The sequence below is a fragment of the Paenibacillus radicis (ex Xue et al. 2023) genome (assembly GCF_024722015.1).
In the GTDB taxonomy this organism is placed as follows: Bacteria; Bacillota; Bacilli; order Paenibacillales; family NBRC-103111; genus Paenibacillus_S.
Genome location: NZ_JANQBD010000045.1, coordinates 10,604 through 27,647, shown reverse-complemented (window position 1 = coordinate 27,647; position 17,044 = coordinate 10,604). Strand labels below are relative to the sequence as shown.

The window sequence follows — 17,044 nt, the reverse complement described above, 5'->3', positions numbered from 1 at the left end:
GCAGTTATTGTTTTCAGAATGAAAGGATTAGGAGGCGCTCAAGTGAAGTTATTAAAAAGAACGCTTGTGCTTGTATTGGCTTTTATACTATTTTTCAGTTCTTTGTCCGGGGTTACAACCGTTCTTGCAGCAGAGCTCACTACACCAAAAGTAACGGTTCTACAAAATGATTTTATAAAAATTACGGTTGACAACAATACAGGACGCTTTGGCATCAGAACGGTAGAGGGTCAGCCGATCAGGAAAAATGATCAGAATGTTAACATGCTTTTCCGGGGGGATGATCCGGAAACATCGTTTACGACCTTTCGAATCGATGGTACCGATTATATTTTTGGTAATCCTTACAAATTTGCGGTGGATTTCTTCTCAGAGGTCACGAAGCCCCAAATTGTAGTAAACAATAACGGCACCAAACAGATTGAGACTATCTGGAGCATTAAAGGTGTTGAGATCAAACAAATTTTAATGCTATATGCAAGTGCAGCAGATAAGAAAAATGCGGGGAATGTAAATATCCGTTATGAAGTCGTTAACCGAAGCGGCGCTGTGGTACAGATGGGAACGCGCCTATTGCTGGATACAATGGTTGCCGGCAAGGACGGACCTGAGTTTCAGATTGGTACGGCTTATAAAGCGCCTCTAATGGTAGAAAGAAAGCTGGTACATAACCCGGAGAACGATCCGACGATTTCCGAAGAGGACAGAGCTTTGTACAAGCTGCCTCCTTATTGGGTGATGAGGGATAAGCTGGATTTGACTAATCCCTTGGCTACTAATGTTATAGCCTATGGATTTAACAATTTTGCTGAAAAAAATATTAATATCGTCGATGAAATGATCGTTGGACATTGGAATGGGTTAGCGAACACCAAGTGGGATTACACACCTAACCCTAATCTTGATTTTACAAGAGATACCAATGATTATGGAACGGCTGACTCAGCAGTTGCCTTCTATTGGCAGCCGAAGGCGCTTGCCGACAAGGCTGCGCAATCGTTTGAAACGGTATATGGATTAGGGGAAATCATTGAACCGGATAAAATCTTTTCCATCCGTTACATGGATACGCCTCAGCAGTTGGCCACATTGAGCGATAACAGCAATTATGTGGGTGAAGGTATATTCGATATTATCGCGGAAGTAGAAAATTTGGCGATGTTCGGTATGGAGCATTCCAATATTACCGTCAATATGGAATTGGAAAGCGGACTTAATTTCGTCAAGCTCGATGAAGTGGGCAATATAGTTCGGGATGCTAATGGCAAACCGGTCACAGAGACTTTCCGCAGCAAGGAGCTCGAATTCAAGAAGACAGCAACGCCGGAAGAGGCGGCACAAGGGATCAAGCCTAAGTATAAGCCGGGCGATTCGATTACCGCTTCTTATAAAGTACAGGCCAAAGGCAAGGCATGGCCTACAACCAAACAGTATATGCTTACTGCGAGAAGCCCTGAAACGCGTGCCAAGATTGAAGGGGTTGAGGATGAGGGAATTAAAGCGCAATATGAGTCCAATAAGGCGAACTTTATGCTGCTGCCTGCAATCGGACAAGCTGCAGCGACCTATGCTTACGGGCTTTCTCCTAAAGAGCTGTACAGCAGTGACGTGAAATATCTTACGGTTAACCTGACGAACATTGAGGCGTACAATGCAGGCAATGACGTTGCGCCGCCGAATTTCGACTTGTTTTTGAAAGAAAAGGTGACGGGGAAGCGGTACAAGGTTCCTGTCAAGCAATCGGTTATACTCCAAGCAGCAGATGACGGCTTTTCAGGGGATATGCGGATAACCTACAGAGGCGGGGATCTTGTTGACCGTGTAGGGAATGTAATCCAAGCAGGTCTTGGACCCGAACTGCCTCTCGGAGACTATCAGGTCCAAATCGATTTTAAGGGTGATGCCGGAGGTGACGAGGAGCTTGCTGCACTGTTCGATATTACGACTGGACAAACCTTTTCGGTAACGGATAATCAGCAATCACGGGTCAGAGAGGCGAATATTCTCGCCGTTTATAAGAAAACGGTTGATTTAAGCCATGTTAGTCTTCCATTAAGTGACCGGCAGCTGGCAGAGATTAATGAGGCCTTTCCCGGCAAGCCGTTCAAAAAGGGAGACGATTTATTCTCGGCGGTGACCAACTTCAAGAAAGCCAAAATGTTTGTAGGTGCAGCCAATAAAGCTTTGGATCCAAAATTTGATCTTGCCGAATATACGGGCAACGAATCATTGGCCGAAGTACCTGCCTACAACTATCAAATGTTTGGGTCGGATGAAGAAATGGCGGAATTTTTCGAGGATGAGGGGAAAGAATCGCTAGTCACTATCCGCGGGATGATTAAAGAGGTAGGAACCGGCAATGACAAGCAGGTCATTGTTGATACGAAAACTGAGCCTGCCATTATTAATGATTCCGTTGCTTACAAAGGGAAAGATATGGTGTTTGTAAGAGGGAAGCTCGATGTTTTCGGAATCAAGAACAATGTTAACGGTTATGACAGCATGCCTTTCTTTGATACGCTGTTTGTTAAAGGGGATGGAAGGCTTAGCGTTGCTAACAGCGGCTTCGTGTTCCATCAAGGGGAATGGACCCTGGATTTCTTTAATGGCTTCGATAAATCTTTAGGTGAAGAGCTTGTTATCGATAATGCGACTTTTCCCGATAGCGGAGACAATGAGGAAGATGACAGTCTGAATGGCGCGCTGAGCTGGGCGTCCGGAGCGTTGGGTGACCGGCTGAATCCGTTCAAGCAGCTGATGATAAGCCAAATCTATTTTAACAAACATACTTTGTTTACAGGACCAAGCTTTTATATTTCGGGCTTCAGTTTTTCTTTTAATGACTTTATTTTAAGACATGGCGGCATTTCCTTTGGCGGCAAGCTTTCCATGAAGGTTATAGACGCAGAGGTTCGCAACGTTATTTTTAATGACAAAGGCTTTGTAGGGGTCGAGGCTGATCTTAAATTCGATCTTAATAAAGAATTGGGTTTGTTCGAGCCTAGTGATAAGAAGCCGAAAAAATCCGAAGAGGCCAAGGAACCAAAGAAGCCAAGTGGTGAAATCAATATCGTTCACTACGTACAGGATATGTCGGAGCATGATATTGCTAACCGCTACGGGATTAAGTTCGATGCTCAGCTGAAAAGCATGCTGGAAATCAAGGCGGAGCTTGCTTTTAAAAAGGTTGCGGATGGGCGGATTTTGCCGGATGTCGTTGCATTTGGTACAACGCTTGGCAAGCCGGGCGTGCTTATAACTGGAGCGACCTATTTAACGGCTGTACGTGGAGCCGTAAGAGAGCTTGCTGATACGATCGCTGGCGGCTCCAAAAACGACCCGTTCCCGCTTGTCGTGCAAGCAGGAGTAAGCGTGAGATTCGGTATAGCACCGGCTTATCACTTCGGCGACATTGATCTTACAGTTAAGCGGACTGGACTAGCCTTGCTAGGGAAACTGGATTTCTCCACAGTACCTGAACCTGAAGGCGATCAGCTTCTGCCAATGCTAACCAAAGCACTTCTTGAGGCCCAATGGGTAACTCCATGGTTTGTAAGACTCGAGGCCGAGGTGGATATTGGCGGATTTGATATCATTATCGGCAAAGCCGGGATTTTCGTAGGGCAAAATCTGGAGAAGCACAGAACCGACTTTGAAGGGTATATCGGAGCCAGGGTACAGATACCTAGCAGTGTGCCGGTGGTAGGCGGAATGCCTCTGTCGAGCGTATTCTTCGGAGTTAATAACGAAAAGATATGGGGCAGTGTGGGGATTCTCTTTATTTCACTAGGCCTTACTTATTACTGGGGAGGCGGGGTTGAATTCGGCACCTCCGGAGAGGGCTTGCCTGAAGGCTTTATCCATCTGCTCGTTCAAGATCCGGAACGAGGGCCAAGGCTGCTTGTCATCGGGCAAGGTGTAGAGACCTTGGCGACATCCAGGATAGATACAGAATCAGAGAAGCATGAGATTGTCTACCGCAAAATAACAGAAGACATCAGCCATCTGGATACAGATAGCATGAATGCGGGAATCGGCGGCATAACCGTAAAAAATAGCGGACGTGTGCACGAAATCCCTATGAATAGCGTCAGCGGAAATGCCATTATCGAAATGGAATATGTTGATGAGAAAATGCCTAACTTTACCTTGAAAGATGCAGAAGGAAAAGTGTATCCGATTGTATTTGACAACACGAACACCAATCCTGCAGCTAATGCTTTCACTCAATTTATTGCAGCGAGCAATTCCAAAGATAAAGTGGATGTAAGAAAAGCTTATATCATTCTGCCTCAGGATAAGTTGAAAAATGGCGGAACCTGGACTTTGACGGCCGAATCGGGTGTTGATACCAGACTGCTTAACGTACCGGTCGCTCCTGGACTTAAAGATATTAAGTTGAACAAAAATGGTGCAGATCCTAACAAATTTACTGCTGCCTGGAGCGTGGAAAATGCAAAGCAGGGTGATACGATCAACCTGTATTTGACGAAGGATGCTGAGTCTAACCAAACGACTAAAGTAACGAGTGAAAAAGGAACAGTACTGGAGGTATTGCAGCCTGGCGAGCCTGGCCTTCTGATTGCCAAGGATTTGCCGGTTAATAAAAATGGCGGCATTACCGGCTCAACGACTAATGGAAGTGAAGTCATTGATGTTACACAAGTAGGGCTACTGGGTGACAAGGAAGATATCCGCGGCTTGCTGCAGCAAGGGGAATACTATTTGCGTGCTGAGCTGAAGTCTAGCGTTGCCTTCGGCACCAAGACATCAGCTGAGAAGTTCGAAATTATTGATCCTCTGGCACCAGCGGAAGTAAGCGAGGTTGCAATAGAGCCTGCAGGTAATGGATACTTTAGTCTGTCCTTCAAGCCTGCTCCTACCAAAGCGGGGCACCAAGACTATGAGCAAAGCTATAGAATTGAAGCACTGCAGGAAAGCAGCGGGAAGCTGAACAAGTATCCAAGCTTTGCGGAAATGCTGCTTACGAAGGATGAACTGGCCAAATATCTGAATAAAGCAACAGGTAAATATGAAGGGATTCCTGTTGGTGGGTGGACTGCATTGTCTACTTCCGACAAAATTGATGATACGAAATTAAACGGAGCCGTTCTTGATTTAAAGGATGTTCATTATACGGGTCTCGAGGTTGGACAAAAGTATGTAGTCGGAGTATCGGCAGCCAACAAACCAACCAAAGCCGTAGATAAAAATGAAAATTATCATTTCGCAGGAAGAATCAATAGTACAAATGAGCTTCTGCCGATTCCTGTCAAACCTGTTTTGAAAGCACAAACAACAAGCAGTCAGCTGAAAGCGTCCGAGCACTTCATTGAGCTTGTGACCAATCAGACAACGCAAAGCTTCAATTTTGTGTCGGATCAGCAGGATCTCGAGGTAGAAGCGTTCTACTCCGAGAAATCAATCGGCAAAACTACAGCTGTAAACAACAGCCAAGGAAGCCAAGGTACGATTAGCTTTGATCAGTTCAAGACAGATGGAACCTATGCGATCGAGCTAATTGCAAAGAACAAGAAAACCAAAGACGTTTCGGCGACGATGCTTTACTTAACCTTAGATACCAGCCCGCCAGTCTTGTATTTGGATGAGCCGGTTAACGGAGCCAGAGCCAAGAATGGGCAAGTAACGGTATCGGGTACAACGTCCAAGGACACGATTCTTACCGTCAATGGTACCCAACTGGTTGTACAAACGAATGGAAAGTTTAGTGGAAAGGTGAATGTAACACCTGGAGTGCCTAACGAGGAGCTAGTTATTATAGCTAAGGATGCTGCGGGGAATGAGAACAAAGCTTCCGTTGTCATCACTAATGATGGATTTAAAGTGCCGGTGGCTCTTGTGTTGAAAACATTGCCTACTTTAAAACCAGGGGGAAGCCAGGAGATTGCAGCCTTCGTGAGAGTTCCTGACGGTAAAGATGCATCGGGTAAGCCTAAATTCAGAGAAGTGGAAGTAACGGGCGAAGACAAGAAACGGTTAAGCTATGCTGTAGCGATGGGCGAAGCTGTTAATGTCGGAGAGAATGGGACTGTATCCGGTGTTGCAGTCGGCGCTAGTCTTATTGAAGGAACGTATACCATTTCTGAAGGTGTGTCTCTTCAATCTATGGTAGTTGCCTCCGTGGCAATGCCTGCGGCAGACGGTCTGGAAACTATTAGTGCGTATACAAGCAGCATTGAAGGAAATAACATTGCCACAAAGGTAATTGTTAACTCTGCCGGTGACATGGCTGGGCAGCAGCTTGTGTATAAGGTTTATCCTAAATCGATGACAGTTACAGAGACCGTGAAATATAAGCAAAACTTGAGCAGCTGGAGCATTCTGCCTGACAATGGACAGATTCTTGCAAGCTCAGGCGATTCCATAGTGGTAGCTAAACGTACCATTGGTGAGAATTTGGCAACGGCGGCATCTGGCAAGCTGTCTGCAAATGTGTGGTCTTCCGCAAGTTCTGGCGGTGGTGGAGGCGGAGGCGGTGGTGGCGGAGTCTTCGTTGGATCATCAAGCAGTCCGATGACCATCAATAATCTCTCCATTAACGCAGATCGCAAAGACGATAAAGTAGAAGCTTATATTAAAGCCAGAGATGTTGAATCGGCCAAAGAAATTAAGATTGCTTCCCAGGATAAAACGGTTCAAGGCTTTACGTTCCATTTTGATAAGGGAGCTGTGGAGCAAGCTATCAGCAAGCAGCAAACGATCAGCATTGAAGTGCCGATGGGCAAGCTGATGTTGACTCCAAATATGCTGGCCGGTATGGATCAGGAGCTGGTGATCAAGATTAATTCAAATGGTGAAGCTGCAATAAGAGGTCTAGCCGGTATTGCTGCAGATGTTAACGGCAGCTTGCTCGCATCAGGACAAGGCGCTTCTATCGAGATGAATATCCCGGAAGCCGGTTGGAGCTCCTATGTGAAAACTCGGGTAGCCGTACCTGAAGGGATGCAAGCCGGGGATATTACGGCAGTTATACTGCAAGGACCAGATGGAAATTGGACAACGGTGCCTTGGAAGCTGGCTAATGAAGGCGGCGCGGCCTATGTCGATGTTAGCCTGACCGGTAACGGTAATCTGGCCTTTATCCGTAATAACAGAACCTTTAAGGACGTCAGTGATAGCCATTGGGGTAAAGGAAGCATTTCCGAAGCAGCATCCAGACTGTTTGCTTTAGGGAAAGATGCTGACCGGTTCGAGCCGGACAGCCGAATTTCCAGAGCCGAGTATCCTACTCTGCTGCTTCGCGTAGCTGGGCTGATGAATAAAAATGCGAACAATAGCTTCAAGGATGTCGCTAATGATGATTGGTATAATCGCAGCGTATCCATTGCAGCACAGCTCGGAATTGTGAACGGCTTGCAGGATGGCTCCTTCGCTCCTCAAGCAACATTGTCTAGAGTAGAGGCGATGACGATGGCAGGACGGACGCTGAACGCGCTCGGACTTGGCCAGGATTTGAAGGATGAGGAAGTAAACAGCATATTAAGCGCGTATAAAGACCGGGATTTAATTCCGGACTGGGCTAAAAAGCCGGTAGCGTTGAGTATCAAGAATGGCATTATTCAAGGTGAAGACGACCGTGTCAATCCTCAGGATGCACTGACTCGGGCACAAGCGGCAGCAATTGCAGTAAGACTTGACCGATGGATAAGCGGTAAATAATCATCGAGGAGGTACCCACACAATTCGTATGATTTGTGTGGGTAGATCCCGTTTAAGCGATCTAAATCAATTGAGGCGGTGCAAAGATGGCTCCAAAGCAAAAAGCAATCTTCGGTTCTGCATTTATTGCATTATTAATTGCAGTACTTACATTTTCACTAGTATTCATGGCGAATGCCAGCAGCGATAAATGGACCGATCATGCGGATACATTATGGTATGATCCCGTGTATAATACATTCAAAATCGATACATCAGCAAAGCTGGCTGGGGTTGCCAAGCTGGTCAATGACGGTCGTACTGCAGATGGGGCGCCGATATATGGTTTCAGCGGCAAGGTGCTGGAAATTGACCGTGACCTGGATTTGGCGGCTTACCAGTGGGTGCCTATTGGATCGAAGGCCGCTCCTTTTAAAGGAACGTTAATTGCCAAGGGTGGACAAACCTATAAAATTTCCGGAATGAAAGTGTCGGGGGATTTGAATTATGCGGGACTTGTAGGATATATGGATGGTGCCACCGTAGGCGGCTTTGAGTTTACAGCTACCGGAAGTATTGATGTTGTTACCGTTAGCAACAGCGTGTACAACAATGTCTACGGGGACAATGGCGTTTATGTTGGCTCTGCTGTCGGTAAAATGATTAACAACAGTACAGTCTATAATATTACTAATCAATTGAATGTAAAGGTCAGCACAACTATTACTAACGTTTTTGCCGGTGGTATTGTCGGGTCGGGTGAAGGAAGCATTTCCAACTCCAACAATAATAAACCGGTTACGGCCTCAGGTATGGATACCCATGCGGGGGGAATTGTCGGTTACGGGGATGATGATGGGCTTAAAATCAAGAAGGTCATGAATAATGGTCCCATAGATGCAACTGGTAGCGGTAAGCTGCATGCCGGAGGTATCGCGGGCTTCGCTTACGGGTTCATTAAGATGGATGAAGATGCAACACCGATAAGCAATTCGGCTTCGATTAAGGTAACAGGCGGAAGCGGCGGTTACGCCGGTGGAATAGTGGGGAGGGCAGGAGCAGACATTACTTTCTCCAACAACACAACCAACACCGGTGCAGTAAGTATAGATTCTCCGCAGGCTAGTGGCACTTATGCCGGCGGATTGGCAGGCGCTATTACAGCTGAGCAGACTCAGCCTACATTCTCCATAGTGTTTACGAATTCAGCGGCCATCACTAACAAGGGCGGGACGAATGTACATACCGGGGGGATTGCGGGATTTGTTGGCAGCACCTTCAAGTGGGATAAAAGCTTTACTAACAACGTAAGTATTACAGCGGCAGGAACACAGCAATTATATAGCGGCGGATTAATCGGCAAGGTTTCCGGCGACATCTATTTTAACAGCGCAGCCAAAAATACTGGAGTTATTTCAGTTTCCGGCAGAACAGTATCACAAAAACCGGATGAAGCTTTCACAGGCGGAATCATCGGTTTTGCAAACAAACGTGTACTATTTGAAAGCTCAACAAACCGGGCGTATGAAAATAGCGCAGAAATCACCGTAAATGGAGGCACCGGCCTATATACGGGAGGCATTGTATCCAATCGAGCCTATGCCAGAGCATCTGGGGCTGTCAGCAATAATGTATACAGCATTGCAAAAATTGCGGTCAATGGACAATCGAAGCTATATACAGGCGGTTTTATCGGATTAGTTCCTGATGAAGGCGTCGATAAAGTAATATCAGGTGCCGAGTTTGCGAGTGAGATCGCAGTAACGGGTGCAGCCTCAGACCCAAGCAACACGATTAGCACCGGGGGAATCGTCGGTTATTATGTCAACCGAAGCGGCGCGGGCAGCATAGATAAAACCAAGTTTCAAGGTGTGATTTCCGCTGTAGGCGGAGCTGAAACCTATACCGGAGGGATTGCCGGCTATATGGATGGCGGTACGCTTTCGCAAGCTACAGTTGGAAATACCGGAACTACGGAAATCCCATTCGCTGCAATTACAGCGGAAGGAACGATTGGCGGAGTTGCCGGATATTCAAAAGGAACTATTAGTGGTTCAACGGTTAAGTTCATAGCTTTAACCAATAAGCTGAGCGGTGGATTCACAGGTGGAGTAGCAGGTAAGGCACAAGGGACAATATCCAACGCAGCTGTTGGGGTCGAGAGCTATGCGGATGGTTATAGTGTAAAGCTGGAGTCGACAGCCGACACCGTTACAGCCGGGGGCATTGCAGGACATAACGACAATGCTTTGAACGTTACAGGCAGTGCGGTAACTAACATTGGCCTTATCAATGAATTAGGAAGAAACGGATATACGTTGGGCGGTGTAGCGGGCTTCCTTTCAGCAGATGCGATTATAGGTGAACCAGGAACCCCTATAAAAGTGAGCAAGCTGGCAATCGATATTAAGTCTGCGAATAGTCAGATCGGTGGAGCTATCGGGATCAATCATTCGCCAAAGGTTTATGTACAGTCGGAAAACCTGACCATCAACATAGCGGCTGTTCAAGCTAAGGTCGGTGGTATTTCAGGAATTCAAGAAGTAACTAAAGGCAGCATACCAAGCGATGTTAGCACTAATGCCGCGCATCCGCTTAAAGCGAAGGGAATTACTATAACGGCCCAAGGGAATAATGCCCGAATCGGAGGCTTGTTCGGTGAAAATCTTGGAGATACGCCAAGAGGCTTCGCACATAATGTGAGCATCACCACGGAAGGTGCTTCGAACCAAATCGGAGGTATCGCGGGAAGAAATACGGGTTCCATTACGAGCAATGAAGCTAGAAACATTATTATAGCATCCAAAGGTACAGGCGCCGAGGCAGGAGGGATTGCTGGTCGATCTGAAGCTGCAGATAGTACGGTAGCTCCAGCATTGATCGTTAATTCATCGGTATATGCCGAAGAAGAGCCACTTATCACTGCAACAGGAGCTAGTGCATTTATCGGCGGTATTGTCGGTATGGCTAAGAGCACAGAGATTACAAATCCTGTCTTACGCGCTGAAGCTCCGGATTATGCGATGCTGGTTGTAAAAGCGGAGCATGTGATAGCTGGAGGAATTGCCGGTCAAATCGAGCAAGGTAAAATTGTTGGCGACGCAACAATGACGAATGTGGAGAATCTGATGGTTTCCACCTCGACCGATGCTCCTAATGCTTATGTGGGCGGAATAAGCGGATATAATCTCAAATCGAGAATGGAAAGAATCGTCGCTATTAATGTCAATCTGATCATCAATGGCGAACAAGCTATTGTAGGTGGTATGGCCGGTTACAATCAAAGCACAGCAACAGCCATTCTTGTGAACAATTATATAGCTCAGCTTAATCTTAAAGTGAATGCATCGGCAGCAGCCTCAACCATCGGCGGCATTATCGGTGTCAACGATAAGCAGAGCGGCGATCCGAGCACAGCTCCGGGCATAGCGGTCAGTACGATTCAGAACAGCCGTTATGTAGGATCGATTCAAGCATTCTCACCTTCAACAGTAACAGGGGGAATGGTTGGCGAGAACAGAAGCTTGATTGCCAACAACAGCATCACCGATAAGATTCCGGTCTCCTCCAAAGGAAATGACAGCACACTCGGCGGTCTGGTCGGTCTGAACACGGAAACAGGTACACTTTATTACACTTACAGCAACGCAAACCTTACGATTGAAGGGGAGAACACATTAGCAGGCGGGCTTGTAGGCTACAATAAAGGCCAGGTCATTACATCCTATGTGGATATCGATATTGCAAGCCGCGCTTATGGTACAGACGGAAACTCCGTGTTCCTCGGCGGTTTGATTGGAAGAAACAGTGGAACTATTGAGAAGTCTTATTCAGCTTCCAAAGTAACAGCCGCTGGTGTATATACGAATGTAGGCGGTTTGATTGGTGATCATGTAGAAGGCTCCATCACCGATTCTTATGCAGCCAAAGAAGTTATCGCAAGTGCAAATGGCTCTTATGCCGGAGGACTTCTCGGCAGAATTGCCAATGGTAAAGTGACTACCAGTTATTCAGCCGGTCAGGTTACGGCGGGGAATGGTGCATATGCCGGTGGCTTTGCCGGACGTTATGATAATCCGAGCAAGGAATTGCTTTACAAGAACTACTATGTAAAAGATGAAAACGAGCAAATCAATAATGATTTGCCGGATTTCGCAGAAGGAGACCATCGCTGGCTGCTTGTGCACGTGCGATTGAGTACGATTTTATCGTCCACGCTTAAAGAAAGAGACATATTCCCGGGCTTGTCAGGATGGGATTTTACTCAAGCCTGGAAGTACGGTTCGCTGAATGCCGACTATAAATATCCGGAGCTGCACCGCAGTGCCAACACAGGCGGAGACGGTGGCAGCGGCAACGATGTGAATGCCAACATCAACTGGTACATGCGGGATAAAGGCGCTATTAATTTTGATATTAAAACAGAAGCAGAGCTTGCAGGACTTGCTGCGATTGTTAACGGAGCGGTCACAGGTGTTGAGAAATTTGCATTCGAAGGCAGAACGATTCGAGTGTTGAATCCTATCCACATTCAATCCAATCAGTGGGTGCCTATCGGTAATAATGAAGCGAATGCTTTCTTAGGAACATTTGAAGGCAATAATTATTTGATTGATGGGCTCAAGCTGCTGCCGGATCAATCGTATTCAGGCTTGTTCGGAGTTATTGGGCAAGGGGCAAAGGTTCAGCATATGCGTTTGGAGCCTTTATCCGTAGCGGGTAATCAATACACCGGTGTCCTGGCGGGACTCAATAAAGGGACTGTCTCTCAAATTGAGGTCAAGCTGTTAAATGCCGGGACTATTAGCGGAAATATCGTTGGTGGAATTATCGGTAAAAACGCAGGTGCTCTGGAAAAGCTGTCTATGACACTAGATGGCAACAGCCGAATTGAGGCAGTAGGCAATAATGCTGTTGCGGGCGGCATCATTGGCGATAACACGTTTGCTTTGAATCCTCAGGTTATTGATCTGAAAACGCCGAGCGGCAGCATCGGCAGCTCAGCTGCCAACGCTACTATCGGCGGAATCATCGGAAAGCAAACCGGAGATTTTAAAGGATTCCGTACTGCAATAACAGCTGCGTATCCGATTTCATCTACAGGAGCCAACAGTACAGTCGGTGGCTTAATTGGTAATCATGTGTCAGGTAAAGCTGATGATTTGATCGTTACCTTTACAGATGGAACATTGCAAGCGCTTGGCTTGGGATCAACTTTGGGCGGTGCGACCGGTCTGTCCGATGCGGGGAATCTGATCAGCAATGTCAACATAACAGCCAGTCAAGCGGGTCAGCATATGACCGGGAATGGCATCGTTGGAGGCGTTGTAGGGGTTAAAACAGGCAAGGGTACGAATGCTTTTGATATGGAAAATGTAAAAACGGATAAGGTTGTTCTATCTTCACTTGATGGCAGCACCAATTCGGTCATTGGCGGTATTGCAGGCAAGCTGTCTCAGACAGCGGTCCATCAGGCAGTTTTCTCAGCATTTATTAGAGGGAAAGGCGACAGAGTCACGGCTGGCGGTATTATCGGCTATGGTATGGATTCGATTCTTTATCAAGTAGATGTGCTGTCGGACATTACTTCGGTTTCGAGGGCAGGCGAAAGCGCCGTTGGCGGCGTTGCTGGTATTATGCAGTCAAGCAACGTAGATGCCGGTCTTGATTTCGGTAAGCTGATTCCTTTTTACAGAGGTATCTATGATGCAGTCGTTCACTCTAAGGCAATGGAAGTTAAAGGTGCAGATAACGGACCTGATCTTTACGTAGGTGGTGTTGTCGGCAAAAACATGGCGGCCTCAATCTATAATTCAAGATCAACTTCCGATCTTGCGGTCAATGGGGCGAAAATTGCTTCTGTCGGCGGCGTAGCGGGCTATAGCGATGGAATCATCGTCAGCTCTTCGGCGAGCAGTAATATCAACGCGGATGCAAGCACGATTTATGATGTGGGCGGCGTTGTAGGCTGGACAGCAGGCGGTGCGATTCACTATTCGAATATGAACGCATCAGGCGGGCAAAAGATCACTGTAGGCAGCGCCATTACGAAGCCAGGCGTCATGCCGGCTACTCGTGTCGGAGGGTTTGCAGGCAATGGAGATAATACGAATATTACTCACTCCTTTGCCAACATCCCGGTAATTGTCGTGTGCACGAATCAGGAAAATACGATTTATGCCGGCGGTTTTGCCGGACTGCTCGGTGATCTTAGCTCAGGCAGCGGACTTATCCAACAGGTCTATGCCAAGGGGATCGTTGATGTCAAAGGAATAACCGGCTCTTATGCAGGAGGTTTTGCCGGGTCTATAGATCATTACAGCATTACAGATGCATACGCTACAGGCAGCATAACCAATACAGGCTTTGATACAAGCAGCGGCGGCTTCGCGGGAGCGGTGGAAAGACGCGGAATCGTCAAAAATACTTATGCAATCCAGGATAAAGTTGCGACCATTGGAATTAATCATGCAACACGTTCTTATGGCGGCGGATTTGTCGGATATAACGACGGAACTTTAGATGGTGTGTTTGCCAAGGTTGCTGAGCTATCCATGAGTGTTAGCGGTGCTAATGCTTATAAAGGCTCGTTGGTCGGTTATAACTTCAGGGACGGCAAGATCGTTCAGTCCTCCTATGTAGGAGCTTTGAATGCGGTTGGATACAATCTGGGCAGCACGCCAGGAGTTGTCCAAGCGGATAGTACAAATTCCTACGCTTTCGGGAATTGGAATTTTGAGACCGATCCATCCTTTTTAAGCGGCAATGGTGCTTCAGATATAGTCATTAATAATGCCAAGCAGCTGACTGGCGCAATTACGCTTTATAATAATACAGGTCTTGATTATTATCGCTTGTTTAACAGAACTGCGACGCAAAAGCCGGCCATGGACAAGTTTACGCTTGGCGCGGATTTAGACCTGACTGGCATCTCGTGGACTTCGTTTGCAAGCTTCCAAGGGGAATTCGATGGTAAGGGCAAGAAAGTAAAGGGCCTCAAGCTTGTGGCCTCAGGCTCGGATTTGAATGGATTCGTGTCTGAAAACTACGGAAAAATTTCGAATTTGGTATTCGATGAGGCTGATATTACAGCAGGCTCCAAAACGGGCGTCGCAGCAGGGATCAACCATGCCGGAGCGACTATAAGCGACATCGTTATCCGTGGAAAAGTTAAGGGGAACGACTATGTCGGGGGAGCAGTCGGAGATAACAAAGGAACTGTTTCTAATGTAACTGTGGAAGTGTCAGGCATAGACGGTGTTAATTATGTAGGCGGCATAACTGGTGCCAATAGCGGTTCTATTTCAGGAGCTGCGGTTAAAGGAGCAATCACTGGTTCAGGCAGCATTGTGGGCGGGATTTCCGGCTCTAACGAAGGGCAACTGAGCAAGGCTTACTCCAGAGGAACTGTTCGTGCAACAACACCGGGTCTTACCGTTGCTGCAGGAGGAATAGCAGGTGAGAACAAGGGCAGCGGCTCTATTGCCCAGTCCTTCTCTTATTCCGATATCGATGCGGCTTCAAGCCTTGCACAAGCGGGCGGTATTACAGGTACAAATGAAGGGACTGTCAGCAATACCTACGCATCCGGCCGCGTTAAGGCGGAAGGTACGGTTCAGGCCAAAGCTGGAGGTATTGCAGGTTATGCAGTCAGCGGAACCATCAATTATTCTTTGAATTACGGAGAAGTTATTGCCGGAATTGAGGGGAAAATTATTCAAGGTAAAGTTTATTTCGGTGGAATTGCAGGTCACAAGGAAGATGCGGCAGTTGTTTCCCATACAGCGTTTAACAAACAAATGTTAAAGAGCAATTCCGCTTATTACAACACATCCGGCAATCGGGTTGCCGGCGATGATAAAGAAGCGTCAGGTATGCTCGCCACTGAGCTGACGAAGGGTACTCTGCCGGCAGGCTTCGAGCCTTCCCTATGGAAAGCGGATCAAGGCTTCTATCCTCAGCTATCTGCATTCAATGGAACCGCAGCTTCCAAGCTAAGTGCAGCGGCAGTTGTTTTAAGCAAAACGGATTTGATTAATCTCATTCGTACTGGTTTTGATTTAACGAAAGATGGAGCTGTAGTTTGGTCGGCTAATCCTAATGAAGCATCGATCAGCGATGAAGCTGGAAACGTGAAAGGCTCATTGAAGACAGCGGGTAGCGCAATTCTGACCGTCTCTTCCAATGGTGAGAGCAGAACTATTACCGTTAATGCCCCATCTATGAAATACAATGTTGCGGCATTAAAGCCTAAGTTCTCACCTAGTGAGCTTAACTTCACGGATCAGGTTACGGTTACTTTAAGTACAGATGAGCCTGGCGGAAAAATATATTATACTTTGGATGGCAGTCAGCCGGATGCTTATTCAACGTTGTATACAGGTCCAATCATAATAAGGATTACGACCAATTTCAAAGCTGTTACCGTTATTGATGAGAAGGAAAATAGCGAGATATTGTCCGGCATCTGGGTAAGAAGAGAAAGCAACGGCAGCGGTGGTGGAGGAGGCGGAGGCGGGGGCCTTATCACGCCAGCAGCCCCACAACCGACAGTAACTGCTCAAGTCGGCCAGACCACTGTGAAGGGTAACACTGACAGCAGCACCTCCGCAACCGTAGCAATGAACAGTAAATTAAAGCTGACAGCACCGGAAGGTCAAATTATTTATTATACAACCGATGGAAGCACTCCTACTACGAGCAGCGCTCAGTACATTGGAGAAATCATTATTACAGGCAATATGACGATCAAGCTAATTACCGATAAGGATGATCGGGTAATAACGATGAATTATCAGGCAGAAAATGCCAAATACGATCTGAAAAGCGATGCCGGTCAAATTAAATATATTTCCGGCTATGAAGACGGCCAATTTAAGCCGGATGCAGCGCTGACCCGATACGATCTTATCCACGTTCTTGCTCCTTTGCTAAACATGGAGGAAGTGAGCGTACAAAATCGATTTAAAGATGTGAAATCGGGAATTGAAGATTTAGTAGCATTCTTTACATCAGCCGGCATCGTAGACGGATATCCGGATGGAACCTTCGGCGGGGAGAAAGGCTTGTCGAGAGCTGAGTTTGTTGTACTGATGTCCAGAGTGCTTAAGCTGGACATTACAAGCAATGGGGAAACAAGTCTGTCTGATGTTAGAGGCCACTGGTCCGAGAAGTATGTGAATGCCTTTACGAAAGCTGGATATGTACAGGGCTTCCCTGACGGTACCTTTGAGCCGGATAGTCAAATTTCAAGAGCTCAAGCAATCGTGGTCATCAACAGAATCACGGGTGCGCAAAAACAAACTCTACCGTCTAAATTCAGCGATCTAACTCCTGATCATTGGGCATTCGATGATATCATGCCAGTTGTGAAGTAAGATTCGAA

2 protein-coding genes are annotated in these 17,044 nt (G+C 46.9%); both read left to right on the top strand.

Translation table 11 applies throughout. From position 1 onward, the window contains the following. Positions 1–42: 42 nt before the first annotated feature. Entirely contained in the window at positions 43–7,680 is a 7,638-nt protein-coding gene (locus NV381_RS35600; protein ID WP_258218017.1) for an S-layer homology domain-containing protein, read from the top strand. Positions 7,681–7,766: 86 nt separating this feature from the next. Further along, the gene (locus NV381_RS35595) at positions 7,767–17,036 is read left to right on the top strand and encodes a chitobiase/beta-hexosaminidase C-terminal domain-containing protein (RefSeq protein ID WP_258218016.1); all 9,270 of its coding nucleotides are present in this window, start codon (positions 7,767–7,769) and stop codon (positions 17,034–17,036) included. The last annotated feature ends 8 nt before the right edge of the window (positions 17,037–17,044 follow it).

Bases quoted from the DNA above. Each gene is read 5' to 3' on its own strand.
- NV381_RS35595 (WP_258218016.1), top strand. From the start codon at position 7,767: ATGGCTCCAAAGCAAAAAGCAATCTTCGGTTCTGCATTTATTGCATTA.